Annotated in this window: 15 protein-coding genes and 1 pseudogene (1 of these 16 running past the window's edge); 8 read left to right on the forward strand and 8 right to left on the reverse strand. The window is 67.5% G+C overall.

All coding sequences use genetic code 11. From position 1 onward, the window contains the following. Positions 1-11487, reverse strand: partial view of a CARDB domain-containing protein gene (locus EP7_RS09830; RefSeq protein ID WP_463527683.1) — the 5' portion only. The gene continues 19137 nt to the left of window position 1, outside the view; only the first 11487 of its 30624 coding nucleotides appear in the window; its start codon is at positions 11485-11487; the stop codon falls past the left edge of the window. Between the two features lie 503 nt (positions 11488-11990). Here EP7_RS09830 and EP7_RS09835 point away from each other — a divergent pair. The 5 genes and pseudogenes from EP7_RS09835 (at position 11991) to EP7_RS09855 (ending at position 14815) form a co-directional block, all read left to right on the forward strand. Then, positions 11991-12248 carry a hypothetical protein gene (locus tag EP7_RS09835; RefSeq protein WP_463527685.1) on the forward strand — a complete coding sequence of 86 codons (258 nt, stop codon included), beginning with the start codon at positions 11991-11993 and terminating at the stop codon, positions 12246-12248. 758 nt (positions 12249-13006) lie between these two features. Then, on the forward strand, positions 13007-13153 hold the full coding sequence (locus EP7_RS09840; RefSeq protein WP_463527687.1) for a hypothetical protein: 147 nt from the start codon (positions 13007-13009) through the stop codon (positions 13151-13153). 268 nt (positions 13154-13421) lie between these two features. Further along, a pseudogene (locus EP7_RS09845) lies at positions 13422-13826 on the forward strand (IS1595 family transposase); the annotation flags it as partial. 175 nt (positions 13827-14001) lie between these two features. Further along, entirely contained in the window at positions 14002-14421 is a 420-nt protein-coding gene (locus tag EP7_RS09850) for a helix-turn-helix domain-containing protein (protein ID WP_463527689.1), read from the forward strand. A 7-nt stretch (positions 14422-14428) separates the two neighbouring features. Beyond that, a complete protein-coding gene (locus tag EP7_RS09855) occupies positions 14429-14815 on the forward strand; it encodes a transposase (protein ID WP_463527690.1) in 387 nt (128 codons plus the stop codon). Between the two features lie 191 nt (positions 14816-15006). Here EP7_RS09855 and EP7_RS09860 read toward each other — a convergent pair whose 3' ends face one another. Both EP7_RS09860 and EP7_RS09865 read right to left on the reverse strand, forming a co-directional pair. Next, positions 15007-16425 carry a DUF1501 domain-containing protein gene (locus EP7_RS09860; RefSeq protein ID WP_463527691.1) on the reverse strand — a complete coding sequence of 473 codons (1419 nt, stop codon included), beginning with the start codon at positions 16423-16425 and terminating at the stop codon, positions 15007-15009. Positions 16426-16445: 20 nt separating this feature from the next. Next, positions 16446-18779 (reverse strand): PSD1 and planctomycete cytochrome C domain-containing protein, encoded by a 2334-nt coding sequence (locus EP7_RS09865; protein WP_463527692.1) that lies wholly within the window; start codon positions 18777-18779, stop codon positions 16446-16448. A gap of 387 nt (positions 18780-19166) precedes the next feature. On the opposite strand from EP7_RS09865, the gene EP7_RS09870 reads away from it, so the two are divergent. After that, on the forward strand, positions 19167-19391 hold the full coding sequence (locus EP7_RS09870) for a hypothetical protein (protein WP_463527693.1): 225 nt from the start codon (positions 19167-19169) through the stop codon (positions 19389-19391). Between the two features lie 8 nt (positions 19392-19399). Continuing rightward, the gene (locus EP7_RS09875) at positions 19400-19918 is read left to right on the forward strand and encodes a transposase (RefSeq protein ID WP_463527694.1); all 519 of its coding nucleotides are present in this window, start codon (positions 19400-19402) and stop codon (positions 19916-19918) included. Here EP7_RS09875 and EP7_RS09880 read toward each other — a convergent pair. The 5 genes from EP7_RS09880 to EP7_RS09900 form a co-directional block, all read right to left on the reverse strand. Next, complete coding sequence (locus EP7_RS09880) at positions 19886-20497, reverse strand: IS630 family transposase (RefSeq protein WP_463527695.1); 612 nt, start codon at positions 20495-20497, stop codon at positions 19886-19888. The two genes, EP7_RS09875 and EP7_RS09880, sit on opposite strands and share 33 nt — an antisense overlap. Continuing rightward, positions 20494-20868, reverse strand: coding sequence for a transposase (locus EP7_RS09885; RefSeq protein WP_463527697.1), 375 nt, complete (start codon positions 20866-20868; stop codon positions 20494-20496). The genes EP7_RS09880 and EP7_RS09885 overlap by 4 nt, the downstream gene beginning before the upstream one ends. Positions 20869-20912: 44 nt before the next feature. Beyond that, positions 20913-21740 carry a hypothetical protein gene (locus EP7_RS09890; RefSeq protein WP_463527698.1) on the reverse strand — a complete coding sequence of 276 codons (828 nt, stop codon included), beginning with the start codon at positions 21738-21740 and terminating at the stop codon, positions 20913-20915. A gap of 78 nt (positions 21741-21818) precedes the next feature. Beyond that, the gene (locus EP7_RS09895; RefSeq protein WP_463524443.1) at positions 21819-21986 is read right to left on the reverse strand and encodes a hypothetical protein; all 168 of its coding nucleotides are present in this window, start codon (positions 21984-21986) and stop codon (positions 21819-21821) included. Then, a complete protein-coding gene (locus EP7_RS09900; protein ID WP_463524442.1) occupies positions 21983-23146 on the reverse strand; it encodes an IS701 family transposase in 1164 nt (387 codons plus the stop codon). Before EP7_RS09900 ends, EP7_RS09895 begins: the two co-directional genes overlap by 4 nt. A 97-nt stretch (positions 23147-23243) precedes the next feature. On the opposite strand from EP7_RS09900, the gene EP7_RS09905 reads away from it, so the two are divergent. Further along, the gene (locus EP7_RS09905; protein ID WP_463527699.1) at positions 23244-23618 is read left to right on the forward strand and encodes a class I SAM-dependent methyltransferase; all 375 of its coding nucleotides are present in this window, start codon (positions 23244-23246) and stop codon (positions 23616-23618) included. The last annotated feature ends 8 nt before the right edge of the window (positions 23619-23626 follow it).

Genomic DNA, 23626 nt, shown 5'->3' on the forward strand with positions numbered 1-23626 from the left:
CAGGGAGAGCGTGTCGGTCCAGGTGCCGATCGCGTCGCCCGGCCCGGCGTTGCGGACCGTCCAGGTCACGTCGATCTTCGAGCCCGAGACGACGTCCGCGGGGGCGATGATGTCGGTGACCGTCAGGTCGGGGGGAGGCGTCAGGGTCACCTCGATCGGACCACCGACCCGGGTATTATTCTGGGTGTACTCGAACTCATAAGGCCCGCCTGTCGCCACCACGACGTAGTACGTCCCGCTGATCCCGTGGGGGAGGACCGCGGTGGCGGTGCGCTCGTAGCTCGCGCCGACGGCCAGGTGGCCGCTGTGGTCGAAGCTGCCAAGCGAGATCAGGCCGGTCTGTCCCGTCGGGTCGGTCGTCAGGTAGACCGAGTCTCGCCAGGATGGCGTGCTCGTGAGCCCGATCCCCTGATTGGCGACGGTCCATCGAATCGTCAGCGACTTGCCGCTCTGCCCGGAGGCCGAGGGCTCGACCTGGCCGACAATCAAGTCGGCGTAGGGAGACGGCACGACGTCGAAGAAGCCGGGGGCTCGGCCAGCGTTGTTCCCTTCGTAGTCGAACTCGTCGACCGCGTTGTTCGCGTCGGCCTTGACGAAGAGGGTGTACCGGCCCTGGAAGCCGGGCGGAAGGCGGAACGTCTCCGACGCTGCATAGCTCTCGCCCACGCTGAGGGCCGACGGACGCTCGAAGCGGCCGAGAACGATGTCATCGCCGTTGCCGACGACGGTGTCCTTCGAGGCGATGACCACGTCGACCCAGGGCACCGCGCCGCTGGGCCCGGTCCCCTGGTTGGTGACAGTCCATCCGACCGTGACGCGCACCGGGTCGCCGATCGTCAGCGGTGGGGCGGTCACCGCCGAGGTGACGAGGTCGGCGAACGGGGAGGCGGCGATCCGGGTCTGCGAGGATGCCGCGACGTTCGACTCGGCCCCCGGCTCGTAAATCTGGTCGCCCGCGTCGGCGACGACGAGGAACCGATAGGTGCCTCCGACTAGCGTGCGCGGAAGGGTGACAGTCCGCGTGACCTCGTACGAGGAGCCGGCCACCTGCGGGCCGGTGTGGTCGACCTCGACAAGCAGCATGTCCCCGTCGTCGACGGTCGCATCGCTCGACAGATAGACGCGGTCCACCCAGGTCCCGAGGGCAGGGGCCCCTCCCTGAGAGGAGACCGCCCAGTGGACGACAATCTCATCGCCGGCGACGGCGATCGCCGGCCCCGTGATCGTCGTCGGCTTCAGGTCGGCGTTCCGAATCGCCAGCGGGACGTGAAGGGAATTATTCGACTCGCCGGAGTGCTCGTAGACCTGGCCGTCGGCGTCGGCGACGACGAGGAGCCGGTATCCGCCGGCCGTCACCCGGGGAATGACCACATCGGCGAACGCCTGGTACTGGGCGGCCGAGGCGAGCGAGCCCGAGCGGGCGACGGCGGCGAGCAGGGTCGCCCCCTCGACCCGGCCGTCGGTCGAGAGGTAGAGCCGGTCGACCCAAGGGCCAGCCGCCGCGCCAGGGCCCGCGTTCGTGCCGGTCCAGCGCACCCGGATCGTCTCGTCCGGCTGGGCCGACGCCGGTACGGAGATCGACTCGATCTTCAGGTCGGGGGGCGGGGTCAGCGTCACGGCGATCGGGGACACGGTGCGCCCCGCGTTGTTTCCCTCGGAGTTCCCCTCGTCGATCGCATCCTCGGCATCGGCGATCACGAAGATGTGGTACGAACCCGAAATCCCCTCGGGGAGGACGAAGCTCCCCGAGCCGGTGTAGGACCCTCCCGCGGCCAGGGCCGACGTGCGGGCGACTCGGCCCAGCTCGACGTCGGACGGGTCGAGCACCGCATCGGCCGAGAGCACGATCCGGTCAACCCAGGACGAGGCGCGGGCGGAGGCGGTCCCGCGATTTCCCACGACCCAGGATACGCTGACGGCCCGCCCGCTGGCGGCCGTCCCCGGTGGGGAGACCGAGTTGACGACGAGGTCGGCGAGCGACCGGGGAGTGACGCCGAGAATCACGCCATCGGAGAGGTTGTTCCCCTCGCCTGTCCCCTCGTCGAGCGTCCCCGAGGCATCGACTCGGAGAATGAGCCGGTAGGTCCCGTCGAGCCCGCCGGGGAGAGTCACCGTGCGCGAGACGGTGTAGGACTGCCCGGCGCCGAGGGCCCCGGAGCGCTCGACCTCGATGATCGCCACCTCGGGACCGGGTGTGGACCCGTCGCGAACAAGTACGATCCGATCGAGCCACCGTGAGACGCCCGGGGCGGCCCCGCCGCCGTTCTTGACGGTCCAGGTGAGGGTCACTTCCGCCGGGTCGCCGATCACGCTGGAGGCGGAGGCAGTGAACGTCTCGACGGCGAGGTCGGGCCGCGCTGCCTGGCTCGGGACGATCTCGGCCTGGACCAGGTTGTTCCCCTCAGCGGCCTCGTGGCCCTGGGCGTTGAACTCGTAAAGCCGGTCATCCAGGTCGGTCGTAATCTCGACGGTGTAGCGGACCCCAAGCTGCAGCGACAGCTCAAGCGAGCCGGCCCTCGAGGCCCCAACGGCCAGCCCCCCCTCGACATTCCGGGTCGTGCTGGAGACGAGGCCATTGTTGTCGGCACGACGGACAATGATCCGCTCGCGCCAGCCCTCCGAGGCGACGCTCGATCCCCGGTTGAACGTCCGCCAGGAGAGGGTCAGTCGGCCCGAGCTATCGGCAGACGAGCCCGAGACCCCCTCGACAACGAGGTCGGCGTACGGCGAGCGGGTGATGTGGAAAGTCCGCGCCGAAGCCCTCGTGTTGTCCCCCTCGTTGAAGAACTCGTTCACCTCGTTGAACGCGTCGGCCGCGACGAGGAGATAGTAGTCGCCCTCGATACCGTCGGGCAGGGTGAGCGATGAGCTCTCCGTCCGGCTCGCGCCGACGGCGAGCGACCCGGATCGGGCGAACTGGCCGAGCGGGATGTCGTCCGCGTCGCCGTAGATCGCGTTCTTCGAGAGGACGACCCGGTCCGACCACCCCCCGGCGGTCGCCAGGTTCCCGGAGTTGGTCACGGTATACGTGAAGGTCACGGCCTCCCCGCTCTTCGGGGCGGCCGTCGTCGGCAGTTCGACGGAGGATACGACCAGGTTCGGCACCGTTGCCGCGCCGGAGGGGCTGACGACCACGTCGAGGACATACAGGGCAGTCAGGCCCCCGGTGCCGTCCCGGCCCCAGACCACCGCGAAGTATGTCCCCGAGCGGGTGATCCGCACCCGGGCGAGGGCGTCCCCAGAAAGCCCCCCCAACTCCTCGACGAGGTAGCCGCTTGCGGCGTCATAGAGGCTGACGGCGGGAACCAGCCCGCTCCCCGCCGGGGTCCGTACGGCGAGGGAGACCGTCTGGCCCGCCTCGATCCGGCCGAGCGCGTAGGTGTCGATGTCACCGGGGAGCAGAATCACACCCGCCGTGCTCGCCAGCCTCGTGTTGCCGCTGGTCTGGAGGGGCAACGCGGTCGACTGGGTGAGCGAGTCGCCCGGGTCGACCGCCAACGTCAAGGGCGCCGACGCCAGCGAGGCTCGGAACCGGTACTCGCCCTGATAGCCGTAGTAGCCCTGACTCAGTTGGATCGTGTAGGTCCCGTCGCTGGGCAACGACACCGGGGCGAGCTGGGACGGGTTCTTGTACGCCGAGAAGGAGGCGATGAGCCGTCCATCCGGTCCGAGAAGCGAGAGGTTGACGGAGGTCGTCGAGAAACTCTGCGTGACGGAGTCGATCGCCTCGGCGACGATCGTCGCCTGGTCCCCCGCCTTACCGACGAACTTCCAGGTGTCGAGGTCCCCCGCGATGATGTAGCCGCGACCAGCCCCTGAACTCAGCCCTGTGAAGGTCGTCGTCAGGGGGAGCACCGTGGCGGTCCCGGCCGATTCGTTGGGCTCAGCCTCGGCGGTGAAGCCGGCCAGCGCCTCCACGCGGAACTCGCGGACGAGCGGGGCGGCCAGCGGGTTGCCGACCCGGTCCCTCAGCCCCGCCTTCGCCGTCAGCCGGTACGACCCCGGCGCCAGCGGCCTGGCCGGCGCGAAGCTGGCGGAGGTCCCGCCCGTGTAGGGGGGCGAGGCCGACAGCGCGATGACCACGTCATCGCCGGTGCCGAACGACCCGTCGGGGCCGGCGGAGCGGAGCTCGACGTTGGACGGGTCGTTGACCGCGGCCGGGTCCATCTCCTCGGAGAAGCTCAGACCGACGGAACCCACAAGACGGGACGTCGTACCCCCGGGCTCCGGGAGGTTGCTCAGGCTCACCGTTGGCGCCACCCGGTCGGTGACGGAGATCGACAGGAGATACTGCGAAAGCAGGCCGAAGGTACCCCCCGACCTCTGGAGAGAGGCCGAGTACGATCGGGGGGTGGCGCTGGCCGGCACTGTGTACGTCAACGTGGTGACGCCCGACGCGGAGGAGGCGACCTGGGTCTGACTGAAGCCCTCGATTTGGAGAATGGTGAGGAGGGCCGACAGCCCGCTACCGGCGGGCTTCGCCAGGGTCAGCGTGATCACCTGGCCGGCGTTCAGAATTCCCAGTGAAATCGTGTCTGATTCATATTCATTATTAAAAGAACCTACAATGGTTGCGTTGAGCGTCCGGGTCGAGGAATCGGCGACGAGCTTGACGTCCCCCTCGGCCTGCAGCGGGGCGGCCACCAGCGAGGCGCGGAACCGGTACTCACCGGAGTAGCCGTAGTAGCCCGGCTGCGCGCGGATCGTGTACTCGCCGTCGGCGGGCAGCACCAGAGGCGAAGAGAGGGATCCGGACCGTGAGGCGGAGAACTGCCTGAGGTAGGAGCCGTTGCCGTCGTAGACGTAGAAGTCCACGTAGGTCGTGTAGAAGCTGACGGCGGCGGAGTCGGGGGCCTCGGCGGAGACGGCCAGACGCTCCCCAGCCTTCCCCGTGAACTTCCAGACGTCAACATCCCCCGCCGACAGATGGCCACGCCCCAGCCCCTGCCGGAGCCCGGTGGACAACGAGGCGAAGGGGAGCGCCGTGGCGGTCGCGGTCGACTCGTTGGGCTCGGCCTCGGCGGTGAAGCCGGCCAGCGCCTCCACGCGGAACTCGCGGACGAGCGGGGCGGCCAGCGGGTTGCCGACCCGGTCCCTCAGCCCCGCCTTCGCCGTCAGCCGGTACGACCCCGGCGCCAGCGGCCTGGCCGGCGCGAAGCTGGCGGAGGTCCCGCCCGTGTAGGGGGGCGAGGCCGACAGCGCGATGACCACGTCATCGCCGGTGCCGAACGACCCGTCGGGGCCGGCGGAGCGGAGCTCGACGTTGGACGGGTCGTTGACCGCGGCCGGGTCCATCTCCTCGGAGAAGCTCAGACCGACGGAACCCACAAGACGGGACGTCGCCTGCCCCGGGGCGGGCAGACCCGGGGCGGAGACGACCGGCGCCACCCGGTCGGTGATGGAGATCGACAGGAGATACTGCGAGAGCAGGCCCCAGGTCCCGTCCCCGGCGCGGACGACCAGGATGTATCGGCCGTCCTCCCCGGCGGGCACGGTGAAGGCGAGCGAGCCCTCTCCCGGCCCGGCGGCGGCGACCTCCTGGCCGTCGTCCTCGCGGACGATGGCCAGGGAGGCCACCAGCGGGCTCGCCGAGGGACGGGAGAGTGTCAGAGTGATCGCCTGCCCGGCGTTGAGGAGCCCGACCTCGAATTGGTCCTCCTCGTACTCCTCGGTGATCGCGCCGGCGACGGTCATGCTCAGGCGCTTGGCGGCGACGTCGGCGACGAGCTGGGCGTCCCCCTCGGCCTGCAGCGGGGCGGCCACCAGCGAGGCGCGGAACCGGTACTCACCGGAGTAGCCGTAGTAGCCCGGCTGCGCGCGGATCGTGTACTCGCCGTCGGCGGGCAGCGCCAGCGGCGAGTAGAGGGACCCGGACGGCGAGGCGGAGAACTGCGCCAGGTACGAGCCGTTGCCGTCGTAGACGTAGAAGTCCACGTAGGTCGTGTAGAAGCTGACGGCGGCGGAGTCGGGGGCCTCGGCGGCGATGGCCAGACGCTCCCCAGCCTTCCCCGTGAACTTCCAGACGTCAACATCCCCCGCCGACAGATGGCCACGCCCCAGCCCCTGCCGGAGCCCGGTGGACAACGAGGCGAAGGGGAGCGCCGTGGCGGTCGCGGTCGACTCGTTGGGCTCGGCCTCGGCGGTGAAGCCGGCCAGCGCCTCCACGCGGAACTCGCGGACGAGCGGGGCGGCCAGCGGGTTGCCGACCCGGTCCCTCAGCCCCGCCTTCGCCGTCAGCCGGTACGACCCCGGCGCCAGCGGCCTGGCCGGCGCGAAGCTGGCGGAGGTCCCGCCCGTGTAGGGGGGCGAGGCCGACAGCGCGATGACCACGTCATCGCCGGTGCCGAACGACCCGTCGGGGCCGGCGGAGCGGAGCTCGACGTTGGACGGGTCGTTGACCGCGGCCGGGTCCATCTCCTCGGAGAAGCTCAGACCGACGGAACCCACAAGACGGGACGTCGCCTGCCCCGGGGCGGGCAGACCCGGGGCGGAGACGACCGGCGCCACCCGGTCGGTGATGGAGATCGACAGGAGATACTGCGAGAGCAGGCCCCAGGTCCCGTCCCCGGCGCGGACGACCAGGATGTATCGGCCGTCCTCCCCGGCGGGCACGGTGAAGGCGAGCGAGCCCTCTCCCGGCCCGGCGGCGGCGACCTCCTGGCCGTCGTCCTCGCGGACGATGGCCAGGGAGGCCACCAGCGGGCTCGCCGAGGGACGGGAGAGTGTCAGAGTGATCGCCTGCCCGGCGTTGAGGAGCCCGACCTCGAATTGGTCCTCCTCGTACTCCTCGGTGATCGCGCCGGCGACGGTCATGCTCAGGCGCTTGGCGGCGACGTCGGCGACGAGCTGGGCGTCCCCCTCGGCCTGCAGCGGGGCGGCCACCAGCGAGGCGCGGAACCGGTACTCACCGGAGTAGCCGTAGTAGCCCGGCTGCGCGCGGATCGTGTACTCGCCGTCGGCGGGCAGCGCCAGCGGCGAGTAGAGGGACCCGGACGGCGAGGCGGAGAACTGCGCCAGGTACGAGCCGTTGCCGTCGTAGACGTAGAAGTCCACGTAGGTCGTGTAGAAGCCGACGGTGGCGGAGTCGGGGGCCTCGGCGGCGATGGCCAGACGCTCCCCAGCCTTCCCCGTGAACTTCCAGACGTCAACATCCCCCGCTGTGAGAAACCCTTGCCCGGCACCCCATCGGAGGTCGGCGGGTCCGGTAGTCAGGGTCAGGGGAGTGGCATTTGAAGCCGTGTTGTTCGGCTCGACTTCCCGCTGGAAGCCGGACTCCGCGGGGCTCAGGACACGGAACTCGCGAGTGAGGACCGAGCTCGCCACCGGGTTGCCCGCGCGGTCGGTCAGGCCCGAGCTGACCTTCAGCCGAAGCTTGCCCGGAAGGACGGGAAGGTTCCCCACGGTATACGTCACCGAAGCAGACGGGGCGGTCGTCTCGGAGGGGATAAGCGTATAGAGGATATCGTCGGCCGTGTCGAACTGGTCGTCGGACCCGGCCGCGCGGAGTTCGACCAGCGACCCGTCGTTCAGCGTCGAGGGGGCCATCAACTCGGAGAACGTGAGCGTGAACTGCCGGAACGACGGAACCCCTGTCCCGTCGGGGGGGAGCGTGGTCGAGACCAGCGTCGGAGCGGTCCCATCGGCCAGGAGCACGTTGAGGAGGTACTGCGCCTGCATCCCCAGCCGGGCCAGGCCCTCGACCTTGACGTAGTAGGTCGCATTGGTGGCGACGAAGCTGAGGGCGCCCGAGGTCCCGGAGGCGATTGGCGTGGTGCCGCCGACCTCCAGGATCGAGAGCCTCACGTCGCCTGGGGAGAGTGAGCTCCAGGGCGGAAGGACGAGGTTCAAGCTCACGGCCCCGCCCACGGCGGGCACATCCAACTTGAACATGTCGACCGAGGAAATCCCCGTCGGGAAGGCCCCGGCGACGCGGGCCTGCAACCCCCCCCGGTACGCCTCGAAGTTCGTGATCGGCGTCGCCGAGGCTTGCGAATCGTTCGATTCCTGCTCAAGCTGAGCGCCCCGGACCGGCCGGGCGAGATCGAGGCGGAGACGGTAACGACCCTGCCCTCCAGAGACGCGCACGAGGAAGGTACCCGGAGTTGGGATCTTGAAGTTCGCGACCTCGGCCGCCGACCCGCTCGTGCTCGTCAGGACGCTCCCGCTGATACTGAGAAGCGCGATCGTGAAGTAGCCCGACGACCCATCTCCTTCGAGCCGGATCGTGACCCGATCCCCAGCCTCGGCATCGAAGCTCCAGTGGTCGAGGTCGGCGGCGTTCGCGATCGAGCCGACGCCGAGGGCCGACGAGATCCCGGACCCAGGCGCGAGCTCGACCGCCACCAGCGGCGATGCGCCTGCCGGCGTGTCGTTCCCGAGCCTCTCGATTGTCCCGCCGGGGGGCGCCGCGACGGAGAATCGCCCCTCATAGGGCTGCGCGACGCGACCCGCGCGGTCGGTCAGGCCCGATGCCCGCAGGCGATAGAGACCCGGCTGGAGCGGCGAGGTCGCGATCGCCAGCGAGGCCGAGGCGCCGTCCAGGGACGCCGCGATCGGGATCGACGCGTCATCGCCGGTGCCGAGCAGGCCGTCGGCTCCCGCGGAGGTCAACACAAACTGCGCCCCCCCCAGCAAAGAGGCGAGCAATTCCTCATTGTAGGTCAGGGTGATCCGGTCGACCGCCGACGCCACCACGCCCGGCCCGGCCAGGGGCGCAGTGCTCACCGTCCAGGGGGACCGGCCGGCCGCCTCGGCCCCCAGGTTAATCGTGCCGTCGAAGTGGTTGGGGGTCGCGTCGGCCACGACATTGCCCGTGCCCGCGTCGAAATTCCAGGCCCCGACGAGGCCAGCCTCCGCCCCGGAAACCGGAAGTGTCCTCCGGTCGCGGACCTCCGCGGCCGTCCGGGCCCTCGACCAGATTCGGAGAGCATCGACCTGGCCAGCCCAGGGCGAGGCCCCTTCGGCCCGGCCGATGCGGAGCGGCCCCTCGACCCGCGGCACGGCCACAGTCGAGGTGGCCGTCCCATTCTCCTGGCCATCCCTGTAGAAGCGGTAGGTCTCGCCCGACTTCACCAACGCCAGGTGGTACCAGGAGTCGAGCGAGGGCGTCCAGGATGACGAGGAGAGCGTCACATCGTCGCCAATCTCGGTCCGGATCCGGAACACGGTCGATCCCGCGGACGTCCCGGATGCCCGCGCGAAACCGAAGACCCAGCTATCCTTGGCGGCATCCGGCCCCTCGTCCTTGCCGACGAGCGCCGCGATCGTCCCGTCCGGCAGGGCCGAGAACTTCACCCAGGCTTCGATCGTGGCCTGCTCGCCCGGGTCGAGCGAACGTACGGGGGGATCCGCCACGAGGACCTGATCGTCGATGCCGTCGAACGTCAAGGCCGAGCCGGCGCCGTCGGCCGGGAGCGAGGTGCCCGCGATCGCCGGGGCCGAGCCATCGGCGATCGCAACCCGGAGGAGATAAGTCGACCGTAGCCCGGCTGTCGAGGTCGTGTTGGCGGCCACCCGAACCTGATAGGACCCGTCGGCCGTCGCGGTGAAAGTCGCGTGATTCGAGCCGACGGCCTGGGCCACGACGGCCCCGTCGGGCCCGATCAGCCGGATCATCGCGTCGAGCGTGCTGAACGACGGGAACGCAAGCGACAGGTCGATCGCATCGCCCGTACGGAGCTGGCCCAGGCGGTAGAAGTCGACGTCCGAGGAGGTCACGATCGAGCCCGAGACGCTCCCCGTCGCGCGTTGATTGCCGGCCGGGGTGAGTCGGATCGGACTGGCCTGCAGCGAGGAATCATTCGACTCCTGCTCGGCGGAGAAACCTCGCGACAGATCGACGCGGAGGGCGTACGGGGCCGACGTGATGATACCCGGGGTGTTGTAGTAGGTCCGGGCCCGGAGGTAGTATGTCCCGTCGATCGTCGCCTGGAAGGCGGATCGGGGACGCGAGGCGGGGAATCCATAGTAATCGTCGGCCTGGACCAGGAGGGTGCCGGCCGAGTCGCGCAGCTCGAACACGAGCGAGTTGGAGTAAGTGCCCCCTTCGCCCGCCACGCCGATCCAGTCGCCGGCCTTGGCCTCGAACCTCCAGAAATCGACGTCGCCGCCAACGCCCAGCGAGCCGATGCCATACATCGAGAAGAAGCCGGACCCGGTGGGCGACTCGGTGGGCACCAGCGGCGTGGCCCCTGCCGCCGTGTCGTTCCCCTCCCCCTCGATCTTCCCCCCCTCGGGTGCCTTCACGGAGAACCGCCGTTCGAACGCGGGCGCCTCAAGGCCCGCGCGATCGGTCAGCCCCGACGTCAGGAGTCGGTAGGAGCCCGGCTGAAGTGGGCCCCCCACGATCGTCGCGATCACCTGATTCCCCGCGGCCATCGTCGGGACGAGGGCGATCGCACGGTCATCGCCCGTGCCGAACGAGCCGTCGGCGCCGGCCCAGGTGAGGGCGAGGTTGGCCGGGGTTGCGGAGGAGATCAGCAACTCCTCGCTATAGGTCAACTTGAACGAGTCGACCGCCTCCACGACGCTCGCCCCCTCGCCCGGCAGCGAGGATCCGAGCAACGCCGGGGCCGTAACATCAGCGACCTCGACCGAGAGGAGATACTGGGCAAAGATCCCGGCCTCTGCCGGCCCCGCTTCGGTGGTGGCTGAGACGCGGGCGAGGTATTGATCCGCAGCGGCGACCGTGAAGACCGCGTGCGATGCCCCGACGGTCGAGGCTACGACCTGGCCGGTCGAGGTGCGGATCAACTCGACGCGAGTAGCGAGCGAACTCCCCGGGATCGGCGTGGCCACGAGGTCGATCTTGTCTCCGACGCCGAACCGGCCAAGGTCAAAGTGATCGACATCCCCATCGCGGAGGATCGCCCCCGAGGCCCGACCCGAGGCTCGGCCAGCCCCCGCCTTCGTCAGCTCGATCCGGGAAGGCCCGTAGACATAGTCATTGGACTCGACCTCGGAGAGGACGCCCCGGCCGACATCGACGCGGAGCGAGTACTGATCGAGACTGTCGCCATACGTCCTCGCCCGGACCAGGTACGTTCCATCCGCGGCCGCAACAACGTTGGCGAGCGTAGGGATGCCGCCGTAGTAGTCGTAGACCTGCCCCAGCGACGTCAGGTTTGGATCCAGGAGCTCGAGAATGACCGATTGCCCGTAAAGGCCCCCCTCGGCCGCCACGGTGAGCCGGTCCCCCGCCTTCGCGCTGATGCTCCAGTAATCCTGGTCGCTGTAGGGGGTGATCGCCCCCCGGCCAGCCGCCGAGAAGAAGCCGGACCCGGGAATGGGCTCGGTCGCCACGAGTGGAGTCGCCTGGATGGGGAGGTCGTTCGGCTCGAGCTCCTGGGTGAGCGAGAGCATCATCAGCTGCTCAAGGCGCTCGACGCCGGGGTGCGAGACCCGGGGAGCTCGCCGGGGTGCCTTCCCCTTCCGGCCCGATGACGACTTCTGGTTGAGGCCCTTGCCCAATCCGATGGATCGCGACATGTTTGTCGATGGCTCCCAGCGAGGTGCAGCGTTCAATCGGATCATCGCGCAGAGGCGCGGGTCATCACGAACCCAGCCATCGGGGAAATCCCGGAGGGGTGGGCTTGGAGGGGAGAAACTCGTGCCTTCAAGCCTATGGAAGGCCTACTCTTCGCGGACGGGTAGGGGGCCGTCCATGCTTCGAATCCCTGGGGGATCGAGAGCATCGAAGATATCGGTGCCGATCGAGATAGAGGGCCAGGCCAGGGCTGTCATAGCCCGGCATTGTGCCTTATCTTTACGGGATTCGGACGGTGAGTACTCGCCGGAGACTGCCTGCGAAACGCGGCCACAAACCAGCCGGACTGGATTCTTTCCTGCTTTTGGTCGGGGGCTCCTCGACATGAGACAGGGGTCTCACTCAAGTCAGTCCGCAGTGATCTTGGACTCGAAAAGTTCCGAAAAAACTCGTCTGCCGGCTTAGAAGCCATATCACAACTGTCTGGCGGCAAATTGCTCGTAGGGTGAGGCCCGAGTACAACAGCTCCTCGATCGAAAACATCGACGTGATCGAGGCCGAGGACGCCGGCACCCCGCCCCGCCCCGAGCAGCTGAACTTGGACAGGGGCTACGACGTCTGCCCGTTGCGGATGCGGCCGGTCGGTCGTGGGATCGAGACGATCTTGCCGCATTGCGGGTATCGCAAGTTGCCGAGGACGCAGGACGTCTGGATGCTGAGTCGACTGAGGAGGCTTTGCGAGGTGGATCAGCCCTTCGCATGACTGAAAAACGACCGTCGTCTGGTGGTCCGGTACGAGCGGACGCCGCGGATGTACCGGGTATTCTTCCACCTCGCCTGCCTCCTGATCGAGATCCGCAGGTTAAAATTCGGCTTCTAGAAAGCTCTCGATTCATCGAGAAAATGCCGCCATTCACGCTCTCGTGTATTTGTTCGAGTGATCTTACGAGGGCGGCTCTGGCGACCGCAAGAATAAATTTCACGATTATTCATGCGATCACGTCGCTCGCTGGGCGTGATGAATAGTGTGGCAAGTCCAAATCAACGAGCCTTGATGATTTGGAGATGGAGAATTATTGCGTCGGGGCCCGCGTTTCAAGCTTCGCACGTCAGTTTGGGGTGCGGTCGGAAAGACGCAGGGAATTGGCCCACAGCGGTCTCCGACCATTCCCAGCCAACAGTGTCGTTTAGAGGTGAAGACGGCATCGACTCTGACCGAGTTCGTCTCGGCCCGAGAACCTCCAACAGGCCCTCGGGCGGTCTCGGGCTGGAGAATGAGTCGATTGTGGCCGTCCCCAATGTCATAAAAATCGTTCGCAAGGGGCAGGCTCCACGAGAATCAGCCCTTAGTCCCCCCGTATTCGGCGATCTTGGCCCGGCACCGCAAGCGAGGCAGGCTGAAATCGCGATCGATGCCGATTCGGGATGCTGGCTTGGCCGATATCCTCCGGTTCTCGGGATTCATCCGCAGGCCAACCTGTCCGGTCGGCTTTCCTGGCGTCCTACCACCGGGAGGTCGCCATGCACGTCGAAGCCCACCAGACTGCGGACCAGTTGGCCGACCGCATCCGCGCCGAGCTACACGCTCGTGTCGCCCGACGACTGATGGCCCTCCACCTGGCGTTGCTCGGCCAGACCGCCGCCCAGGTCGTGCCCCTGGTGCGGTGATTCGGAATTTTCTAGGGCAGCCGATAGGCTGCTCTCATGGACCTGAACCACTGATCGCCACCTCGTTGGCCTGCTGTGCTGGGCCTGCCATGCCGCGACCGGGGCCAGCAACGCCCGGCAGCGTCAGTGCCCACGCAGCCGCCGCAAGTGGAGCTACGATCGCAAGCGGACCCGGTGGGAGCTGCTCAAGGCCTTCTGCCTCAACGCCACAGCCCATCACGCCTCCTGCTCCGCCCGCTGCGACGATCGGACTGCCTATCGGGCCTACATGCACTTTCGCCTCGCCCTGGGCAAGATGACCGCCGAGGAGAACAGGCCCCTCCTCGGCGAACTGGAGTTGGACGAGTCAAACTTCGGCGGCAGGCGCAAGGGCAAGCGGGGCCGTGGTGCGGCCAGGAAAGTGGCCGTCCTCGGCGTCCTGGAGCGGGCCGGGCGGGTCTACACCGTCATCGTGCCCGACCGCAAGAAGGAGACCTTGATGGCCAAGATCGAGGCCTCGACGGTCAAAGGCTCGGTGTTCTACACCGACGAGCTCATGAGCGACAACGACCTGAGCCGATTCGGCAAGCACGTCCCGATCGACTACTCCGAGGCCTACGCCGAGGGGCCGGCGCACATCAACGAGATCGAGGGATTCTGGAGCGATGCGAAGGGCATGCACCGGCCCTGCCGCGGAGTTGATCGGGAGAACTTCCCGGTAGACCTGTCCGAGTACGAGTTCCGATTTAATCACCTTGACGAGCATCTTCTGGAGATCCTCTTCAACAGGCTATACAGACCGGAACTCATCAAGGGACGCTGCCCTAGAATATCCTTAATCACCCCGAGTGCTCTTCTCCGAGCGTCAGGTGTATGCTTGGGTCGCCCGCTACAACGCCGACGGGCCCGACGCCCTGGACGACCGACCCGGACGCGGCCGCAAGGGGCCGCTCACCGACGACGAGCCACAGCGGCTCAAGGCCCGACTCCTTGCCGGGCCGACCGAGGCCGACGGCGTCTGCACCCTCCGCGGAGAGGACTTCCGCCGCATTCTCCACGACGAGTTCGGCGTGGTCCGTTCGCTGCAAGACGTCTACGACCTGCTGCATCGCCTCGGCTTCGAGCCCCTGCGTCCCAGGCCGCAGCACCCGGGCGGCGACGCCGAGGCCCAGGCCGCCTTCAAAAAAGTCTCCTCGAGCGGGTCACTGCCGTCGCCGAGTCACATCCCGGCCGGCGAGTCGAGGTCTGGTTCGAGGCCGAGGCCCGCTTCGGCCAGAAGGGAATGCTGACGACGGTGTGGGCCGACCTCGGCAGCCGACCCACCGCGCCGAAGCAGAGGCCTACGGCAACCTCTATGTCCTGACGGTCGTCTGCCGGGCCGATGGGCTGATCAGCCGTCGGCTCAACGCATCGGTAGTCCAGGTGATGGTCGACGGCCTGTCGGCGACGATCCCGGCCGGCGTCCACGCGGTGCTGGTCTGGGACGGGGCCGGCTACCACGTGGCCAAGGCCCTGCGGATGCCGGCGAACCTGACGATCCTCGGCCTGCCGCCCTACTCGCCGGAGCTGAACCTGGTGGAGCGTCTCTGGCTGGACCTGCGGCAGCACCACTGGTCGAACCGGCTCTACGAGGACGTCGTTGCCGTGGAGGAGGCGGCGATGGCCGGGTGGAGGGTCGTCTGACTGGACCAGGCCAAGGTCAGGAGCATCTGCCGATGCGAGTACGTCGAGCCAGGAAGTTCATTCCTGGGAAGCGTATCATGCCAGGCGGAACGCTGATCTCGGATTGAGCGATTCGCCCCCACTCTATTGGGATGGATGGGTCCGGTGCATGGCGCCTCGGGGCTCGTGCCATGGGGGCGTTGTCTGAAAGGTCAGGCGAGAATGTCGTGGACGACTCGGCCCGCGACGTCGGTCAGGCGGAAGTCGCGGCCCGCATAGCGGTAAGTGAGCTTCTCGTGATTGAGCCCGATCAGGTGGAGGATCGTGGCGTGCAGGTCGTGAATATGGACTTTATCCCGGACGGCGTAGTAACCATAGTCGTCGGTGGCGCCATACTGCATACCCCCCTTCACTCCACCTCCGGCCATCCACATGGTGAAACCTTCAGGGTTGTGGTCGCGGCCGTCCTTGCCCTGAGCGGTCGGGGTCCTGCCGAATTCGCCGCCCCAAAGCACCAGCGTATCGTCGAGTAGGCCCCTCGCCTTGAGGTCGCGGATCAGGGCTGCAATCGGGCGGTCGACCTCACGGGCGTTCTGCTCGTGGCCGTTCTTGAGGTCACCGTGCTGGTCCCACTGCACGGCGGCGTTGCTGTGGGTGGCCTGCACGAACCGGACTCCGCGTTCGGCGAAGCGGCGGGCGAGCAGACACTGGCGGCCGAAGTTCTCGGTGACCGGGTCGTCGATTCCGTATGCCTTGAGGGTCGCGGGCGACTCGCCGGAAATGTCCTGGATCTCGGGCATCTCGGTCTGCATCCGGAAGGCCAGTTCGAACGACTCCAGGCGGCCTTCCAGCTTCTGGTCGGGTCCGGTCCGATCCAGCTGATCGCGGTTGATCTCCGCGAGCAGGTCGAGCTGGGACCGCTGCTGGGCGGTCGAGAACCGGGGGCTCTGGATGAATCCGACTCGGGCCTCCTTCGCGGGGACTCCGGCGTTGCCCAGGGGCGTTCCCTGGTAGGGGGCAGGCAGGAAGGCGGAACTCCAGTTCGAAACGCCGCCGTGGGCCAGGGTCGGGCAGATCGTGAGGAAGCCCGGCAGGTTCTGGTTCTCGGTCCCCAGTCCGTAGGTGATCCACGATCCCATGCTCGGCCGGACGAAGTTGTCACTGCCGGTGTGCATCTTGAGCAAGGCCCCGCCGTGGGCCGCGTTGGTACCGTGCAGGGAGTTGATGATGCAGAGGTCGTCCACGCACTGGGCGACGTTCGGGAAGAGATCGCTGACCTGGATCCCGCACTCCCCATAGGGCCGGAATTTCCAGGGGGAGCCCAGGAGCATGCCGGTCGGGGCGAACTGGACCCGGGGCTTCTCGAACGGCAACGGCTTGCCGTCGTCGCGCTGGAGCAAGGGCTTGTAATCGAACGTGTCGATGTGCGAGGGGCCACCCTTCATGAACAGGAAGATGACCCGCTTGGCGCGAGCGGGGAAGTGGGGCGTCCTGGACATAAGAGGATCGGTAGACACCGGCCCGGCTTTCGCCTCGGCGAGCATCGCGGCCATCGCCAGGGAGCCGAAGCCCGCGGCACTCCGCTGGAGCATTTGCCGACGGGAGACGAGCGGTTGCAAGTCCTGGTCCATCTCAAGATCTCCCGTGAGCATTATCGAATGTACACGAACTCGTTTGAAGCCAGAATCACCTGACAGAGTGCTTGCCAGGCTTCCGTGCGCCGCTCGTCGTTCGAAACGCCCGGCCCGTCGTGGCGTAGGCGTTCGAACCGTTCGAGGAACGCGAGGTTCCGACGCGACTCCTCGGGCGCGGGAGAACGTCCGAGGGTCTGTTCATAGAGCTGTCGGATCCGACCTGCGTCGTCGGTCTGGGGGCGTGTAATCAGGTCCGCGGCCAGTGTCCGTGCCGCCTGGAGGACCAGATCGCTGTTGAGCATGAAGAGGGCCTGTGGGGCAACGGTCGTCGTGGCCCGATCGCCGTTCATGACGTTGCCGTCGGTGGTGTCGAACAGTTGGAACATGTTGTACAGGTGGTTGCGGACGATCGGCAGGTAGAGCGAGCGGCGGCGGGTCTCGTAGCCGGTCTTGTCGCGCGAGGTGTGATCGAAGAAGTAGGCGCGATTGTCCACCTGAAGCAGGGAGCCGCCCATCGTCTCGTCGAGCGAGCCGCTGACTGCAAGTAGGGCGTCGCGGATCTCCTCGGCCTCCAGTCGGCGGACGTCCCAGCGCCAGTAAAGCCGGTCTTCCGGGTCCTTCTGAAGCGCGTCAGCATCAGGCTCGCTGCTCATCTGGTAGGTCTTTGAGAGCATGATGAGCCGGTGCATCGCCTTGACCGACCAGCCTTCGGCCACGAAGCGGCGGGCGAGCCAATCCAGCAATTCGGGGTGAGTCGGCAGGGCGCCGTTGGTGCCGAAATTGTCGGTCGTGCTCACCAGGCCTCGGCCGAAATGCCAGCGCCAGATCCGGTTGACCATGACCCGGGAGGTCAAGGGATGCTCCGGCTCGACCAGCCATCGCGCCAGCTCTAGCCGTCCGCTCTTTGAGCCTCCGAAACTCGGCGGGCTAGCCTCGCTGAAGACCTCGGGCGCACGTCGGGGGATGACCTTACCCAGGGTCAGGTGGCTGCCCCTGATGTGGACGGCCACGTCGGTGGCGGTTCCCTCGGTCACACCCATCGCCGACGGCATCACGGGCGCGGCCTTCTCCAGCGTGGCCAGGTCCGCACGCAACTTCGTGAGCCGGGCTTTGGTCTCCTCGGGATAGAGCGTATCGAGCTTCTCGGGAAGGGTCGCGCCTTCGGCCTTCGTGGCGCGGACATGCTCGTCGGCGGCGGTGACCTGGCGGGCGATCTCGGCCTTCGCGGCAGCGACCTCAGCCTCATGAGCGGCGTTCCGAGCCAGTTCGGGCTCGGTGGCGAGCGTGTTCTCGTGCCAGCGAGCGACCGTCGTGAAACTGTCCATCGTCTTCGTGCTCTTGAAGACTCCGGCGAGTGCGTAATAGTCGGCCGCGGTGATTGGATCAAACTTGTGGTCGTGACATCGAGCGCACCCAATCGTCAGGCCGAGAACCGCCCGACCCAGGGTGTCGATCTGCTCATCGATGATGTCCATCTCCATCTTCGTCTTATCGACCTCGGCCAGCACCTTCGGCCCGAGCGTGAGGAAGCCGGTGGCGATCAGCCGCTCATGCTGAACCTCGACGGAGTCGGCCTTCGGGAGCAGATCGCCGGCCAGTTGCTCAACGAGGAACTGGTCGTAAGGCGTATCGCGATTAAACGCGGAGACGACGTAATCGCGATAGCGCCAGGCATTGCCGTGGGCCACATTCTCGTCCAGGCCGTTCGAGTCAGCATAGCGTGCGACATCGAGCCAATGCCGTCCCCAGCGCTCCCCATATCGTGGAGAGGCGAGCAGGCGTCCCACGACCCGATCGAAGGCGTCCGGAGCATCGTCCGCCAGGAACGCGTCGACTTCCTTCGAGGTTGGAGGCAAGCCCGTCAGGTCGAACGTCGCACGTCGGATCAGGGTCCGCTTGTCGGCCGCCGGAGCCGGCTTCAAGCCCTGGGCTTCCAGTTGGGCCAGGATGAACTGATCGAGGCCATTCCCGGGCGAAATCGCGGATGAGACCGGGGGGGGCGTCGGATTGCTAGGAGGCTTGAAACCCCAGGCTGCCTTATTACGCTCGCCATCACTTGCCGGCTTCGTGGAGGCCGCCAGGTCCATCGCCGGGGCAGGAGCCCCCATCACGACCCATTCGGTCAGAAACTCGATCTGGCGATCATCAAGCTTGCCCTTCGGGGGCATCTGGATGGATTCGTCCTTGTAGCGGACCGCGGTGATCAGCAGGCTTTCTTCCAGATTGCCCGGCACGACGGCTGGTCCAAGGTCGCCCCCCTTCAGCCAGTCGGCCTTGTTGTCGAGCCTGAGGTTCCCCTTGATCCGCTTGCCCTCCGCCGAGTGGCAGGAATAACAATGCTCAACGAGCAACGGGCGGATGTTCTTTTCAAAGAAGGCGACGCCATCCGGGGCAGACTCACTCGCAATCGCCGGACTTGTAAGAAGCCCGAAGACCGCGACGATCAGACGCGCGGGAAGCCCCTTCACTAGGCGTCCCCACACGCCAGGCGCGCGGAAGTCGTTATGAGGACCGTTGAGCGTAATAATCATAGCGATCTCATCGCTTGGCGGTTCGGGGCAGGTGGCTGTACGGTGGGACTCAGGAAGCGACGATGGGGCGGGAAGGCGAGTCGCGTGCAAGATCAATCATCGCCTAAGTGCCTGGAATGGGAAAGCAAAAATCCCGGCCCCGTGGATCGCAATGAGTGCTCTGGACCGGAATTTGAAGATCCTCAAGCCGCGGCTCGATCGCCCGAGGTGCTCGATACCACCATTCTCACCGAAAGCCCGCCGCGGCGAGCCGGTTGGGCCAAGGTCGGCACTCAGGAGGTTGCGCCGATCACCGGCAACCGCGACCGCCGCGTCCACTTCGTCGCCATCGCCGTGGGCCGCGGCACGCTCTGCCTGGACCGCGCCGAGCACTGGAATCAGGACAGCTTCCAGGGTCATCTGCGGCACCTCCGCCCGACCTGGCGAGGCTGACGGACGCATTGTTCCTGGAACAGGGCTCGCCGCAAACGGCCAAGCGGTGGCGCGCTCTGGCCAGGGAGTCCTCCATCGAGCTGCGGTTCTTGCCGACGGCGTGCCCGGAACTCAACCCGATGGAGGGCCTCTGGCGCGAGTTCAAGGGGCAGATCTTGGCCATCGAGCAGCCGCCCGAGCTGGGTGTCTCGCTGGAGCGAGCCACCGATCACCTCATGGCCATGACCGGCCAACACCGGCGGCAGACCGCGGGTATCCTGTCCAAGAACTTCTTCGGAGGCGGGCCCTTGGTCCGATCGCTAAAAGAAAGCCCCCTGGCCCCTGCAATTGCCGGGCCGGGGAGATGTCGATCCTGGTCAGCGTCTCCTGCGTCCCGGACGGATCTCGCCTCCGGCCAGGCAAGAGGCGAGCATCGCGAGGAAGGCCAGCATGCCGATCCCCAAGCTCGAGGACATCAGGCCGATCGGCGAGGACAGCGGGAGGCAGCCGTTGACTTAGCCCGGTTTTCCTTTGAGCGTGTCGGTTGACGCCTCTACCCCGCTCCGGTATCCGCAGTGGTCGAACCAGCCGCGGAGGTCGCCCGGCTCGACGGCCCTCAGGCCGTCGCCCATCGCACCGATCCGCGCCTCGACCGTCCGCGCCTTGGCCGACCTCAGGTGCGGCTTCAGCTTGGAGAACATCGACTCGATCGGGCTGAGGTCCGGACTGTACGGCGGCAGGTACCGCACCTCGGCCCCGGCCGCCGCGATCAGCCGGCCGACCTCGGCCGTCTTGTGGCACGGCAAGTTGTCGATGATCACGACGTCGCCCGGACGGAGCGTCGGGGCCAGGCACCGGCCGATGTCGGCCTCGAAGCAGGCGGCGTTGGTCGCCCCGTCGAAGGCCAGGCAGGCCGCCGCCGGCACGCCGTCGAGGCGAACCGCGGCGGTCAGCGTCGTGACCTTCCAGTGGCCGTGCGGCACCGGGCCGTCAACGCGGACCCCGCTGGGGGCCCGGCCGTGGGTACGGTCCATCGCCGTGCTGGCGCCGCTCTCGTCGAGGAAGACCAGCCGCCCCGGGTCGACCGCGGCGAACTCCTCGCGCCAGGCCCGCCGGTGCGCCTTCAACTCGGGGCGATCCCGCTCGGCCGCCCGCCGCGACTTTTTTGGCGCGTGATGCCCAGTCGCCTCCGCGCCCGGTGCACGGCCGACGGGCAGCAGCCCACGCCGGCGGCCTCGGCCAACGGCGCGAGCGTGGCGTCGTCGTCGGCCCGGACCGCCTCGCGGAGTCGCCCCGCGGCCTCGCCGTCGAAGGCCGGGGCCCGCCCGCCGCCGTGCGGCCGGGGGGCGATCGAGCCGGTGTCGCGCCGCGGCCGCACCAGCTTGCCAATCCAGGTGACGCTGACGGAGAACCGCGAGGCGATCTGCTCGCGGGTGCCGTCGCGCCGGTCGCAGGCGGCGAGGACCCGCTCGCGCAGGTCGGCAGAATAAGCCTTCATCCCCGTGCCCTCCATCCAGGAAGGGATAACAAGGGACAACCGGCTCAGTCAAAGAGAAACCGCTCTAGGTGGCCGCCGTAGAGCAAGATCACGTCGGACCCGGCGGCGGCTGTCGGCACGTTGAACGACAGCGTGATCGACTTCTGATTGGACGCGAAGCTGTACGCGGAGAACGTCAGGCCCGTGAGCCCGTAGGTGGTGATCGAACCGGCGACCTGGGCAGCGCTGGGTAGTGAACCATCGGTTGGGGTCGCCCAGTTGCTCGCCACGCCGAACGGGCTCGTGCCGACGGTCGGGTCCACCCCGGCGAACGTTGCGTTGTAACTGGCAAGCGAGTCGATGAAGTGCTCGCCTTGAGAGTTCGTGAAATCATACTTTAGATCGACGCTCTTCGCGCCCGCCGTCGCATTTTTGATCACGATGCGGAAGGGAATGACGTCGCATTCATTGAACCGCGGATTGCTCCCCTGGAGATTGCCACCCCAGGCACCTACACCGACTAGGGTCTCCCACCCTTCCACGTTGTCTACATTAGTCGGCGCGTCAGTAAAATGCGTCGTCGCCTCGGCCCCCGAATCGACCCCGGTCGCCGTCAACTTCAACGAAGTATAAGCATATTGATTTTCAACGAACCAGGACGTCCCGATCGATCCGTTGGCCACGCCGTCGGCGTCGCCTGTGCCGCCGTCGGTGGCGAACCAGGGAAGGTTGCCACTGGGGAAATCCTCGATCCCATCGGTCCGAGTGACCTGAAACTTCAGCGTCTCGCCGATATTGAAGTTCGAGCCCTCGGCCTCATCGTTCCATGCCGTGATCTGGGCAGTCGAGCCGGGCGCGTAATCGGGGAGGTCGGTCACCACTCGGGCCGTCATGAGCGTCCGCGATTCCAGCAACTGGACAACGGAGTCTACCGGGTTACCGCCCGATCGGCCTTAGTACTACAGTTGTAACTAACCCGGGGGCCCGGCCTCGCGTTTCTTGTAGTGGCAACGCCGCGCGAACGCCTGGTGGGCGCGCCGCCATACCGACCAATCCAGGACCTCGACGGCCTCCGGCAGGCGTCCCCACAGGAGTCGGACCAGGAGCCGACGGGCCTCGGGCACCGTCAGGGCGATCAACTCCGGCTCGTCGGCCGACTTTTTTTGGGCGGTGCGCCGGCAAGTCTCCGGATCGCGGCCAGGACGGCATGGGCCAGCAGGGCCAGGGTGATGTGCCGATGCCAGCCGGTCCAACTCCGCACCTCGTAGTCGGCCAGTCCAGCCTCCTGCTTGGCCGCCTCGAAACCGCCCTCCACCGCCCAGCGAGCCCCGGCGGTCTGGGCCAGCCGGGTTAACGTCGTGCGGCTCGGGCCGGCCGCGATGGAGTACGCCAACTCCTCGCGGCCATCCAGACTCTTGCGCACCAGCAGCCACCGCCTCCATGCCGGGCCCAGGTCGCTGTTGATCTCCAGCCACGCCCAGGCGTACCGCCTCGGCCCCTTGCTGCCCGCCGCGATGGTGATCTTGTGCCAGGCCTGCTTCGGCAACGCTCTGGTCAGGGTGGCGACCGCGGCCTGCCCGGACCCCGCCCAGACATACTGGTTGGCCCGGACCGCCAGCACGTACGGCCGCTTCTGCTCTTCCAGCCACCGCCGCAACTCCCACGCGCCGTAGACCTCGTCGCCGGTCACCCACGCCGCAGGCACCCCGGCCTTGAACGCCCGCTCGAGCATCGCCCTGGCCAGCCGGATCTTGGTCGCGAAGGCGGTCTTCTCCGGGACACCCGCCGCCTTGCACCGCCCGGGGTCGCCGGCCCACTCCTCGGGCAGGTACAGCGTGCGGTCGAGGAACGCGACGCCATGCCGGCTGGCGTACGCGAGGAAGACCCCGACCTGGGCGTTCTCGATCCGGCCCGCGGTGCCGGTGTATTGCCTCGCCACGCCCACCGACTTGGTCCCCTTCTTGAGGAACCCGGTCTCGTCGAGGATCAGCACGGCGTCGGGGTCGCCGAGCGTCTCGACGACGTAGGCCCGCAGGTCGTCGCGGACGGAGTCGGGGTCCCAGTCGGCCCGGCCCATGAGGTACTGGACGCCGTAGGGCGTCTCGTCACCGATCTGCTCGGCGACCTGCCAGGCGTTCTTCCGCTGGACCGGCCCGAGCAGGCCGATGAGATAGGCCCGGACGCGATCGCGGGTCTCGCTTCGAGGAAACCTCGCCCCGATCCGGCGGGCCACCTCGTCGATCTGCCGCCCCCAATCGTGGACGTCCTCGGGGCTGAAGGCGGCATCGGTGCTGGCCATGGTGATCCTCCTCGGGGATTCCATGGCCAAACTACCGGGCTGATCGGTTAGTTGCAACTGTAGTATTAGGGGGGGCCTGCACCTGCTCATCGGGCCCGTGCTCTCGGACCTGGGGGACGACGCACGGTTCCTCTACATCGGCGTGGGCACGGGTCCGGAGCTGATCTACCTGGCCGAGCGGTTCCCGGGCTGGCGCTTCGTTGCGGTCGAGCCCTCGGCGCCGATGCTCGACGTCTGCCGAAGGAAGGCCGAGGAACGCGGGATCGCCGACCACTGCGGGTTTCACGAGGGCTATCTCGATTCTCTACCTCAGGGCGAGGCGTTCGACGCGGCCACGTCGCTTCTGGTGTCCCAGTTCATCCTCGACCGGCAGGCACGCACCGGCTTCTTCCGCGAGATCGCGGGTCGCGTCCTTCCTGGTGGAGTTCTGGTGAACGCGGGCCTGTCATCCGACGCGAGCGCGGCTGACTAAGATAGCCT

This window comes from Isosphaeraceae bacterium EP7 (genome assembly GCA_038400315.1).
GTDB lineage: Bacteria > Planctomycetota > Planctomycetia > Isosphaerales > Isosphaeraceae > EP7.

Bases quoted from the DNA above. Each gene is read 5' to 3' on its own strand.
- EP7_RS09840 (WP_463527687.1), top strand. From the start codon at position 13,007: ATGCACGTCGAAGCCCACCAGACTGCGGACCAGTTGGCCGACCGCATC.
- EP7_RS09860 (WP_463527691.1), bottom strand. From the start codon at position 16,425: ATGGACCAGGACTTGCAACCGCTCGTCTCCCGTCGGCAAATGCTCCAG.
- EP7_RS09885 (WP_463527697.1), bottom strand. From the start codon at position 20,868: ATGAAGGCTTATTCTGCCGACCTGCGCGAGCGGGTCCTCGCCGCCTGC.
- EP7_RS09890 (WP_463527698.1), bottom strand. From the start codon at position 21,740: ATGACGGCCCGAGTGGTGACCGACCTCCCCGATTACGCGCCCGGCTCG.
- EP7_RS09900 (WP_463524442.1), bottom strand. From the start codon at position 23,146: ATGGCCAGCACCGATGCCGCCTTCAGCCCCGAGGACGTCCACGATTGG.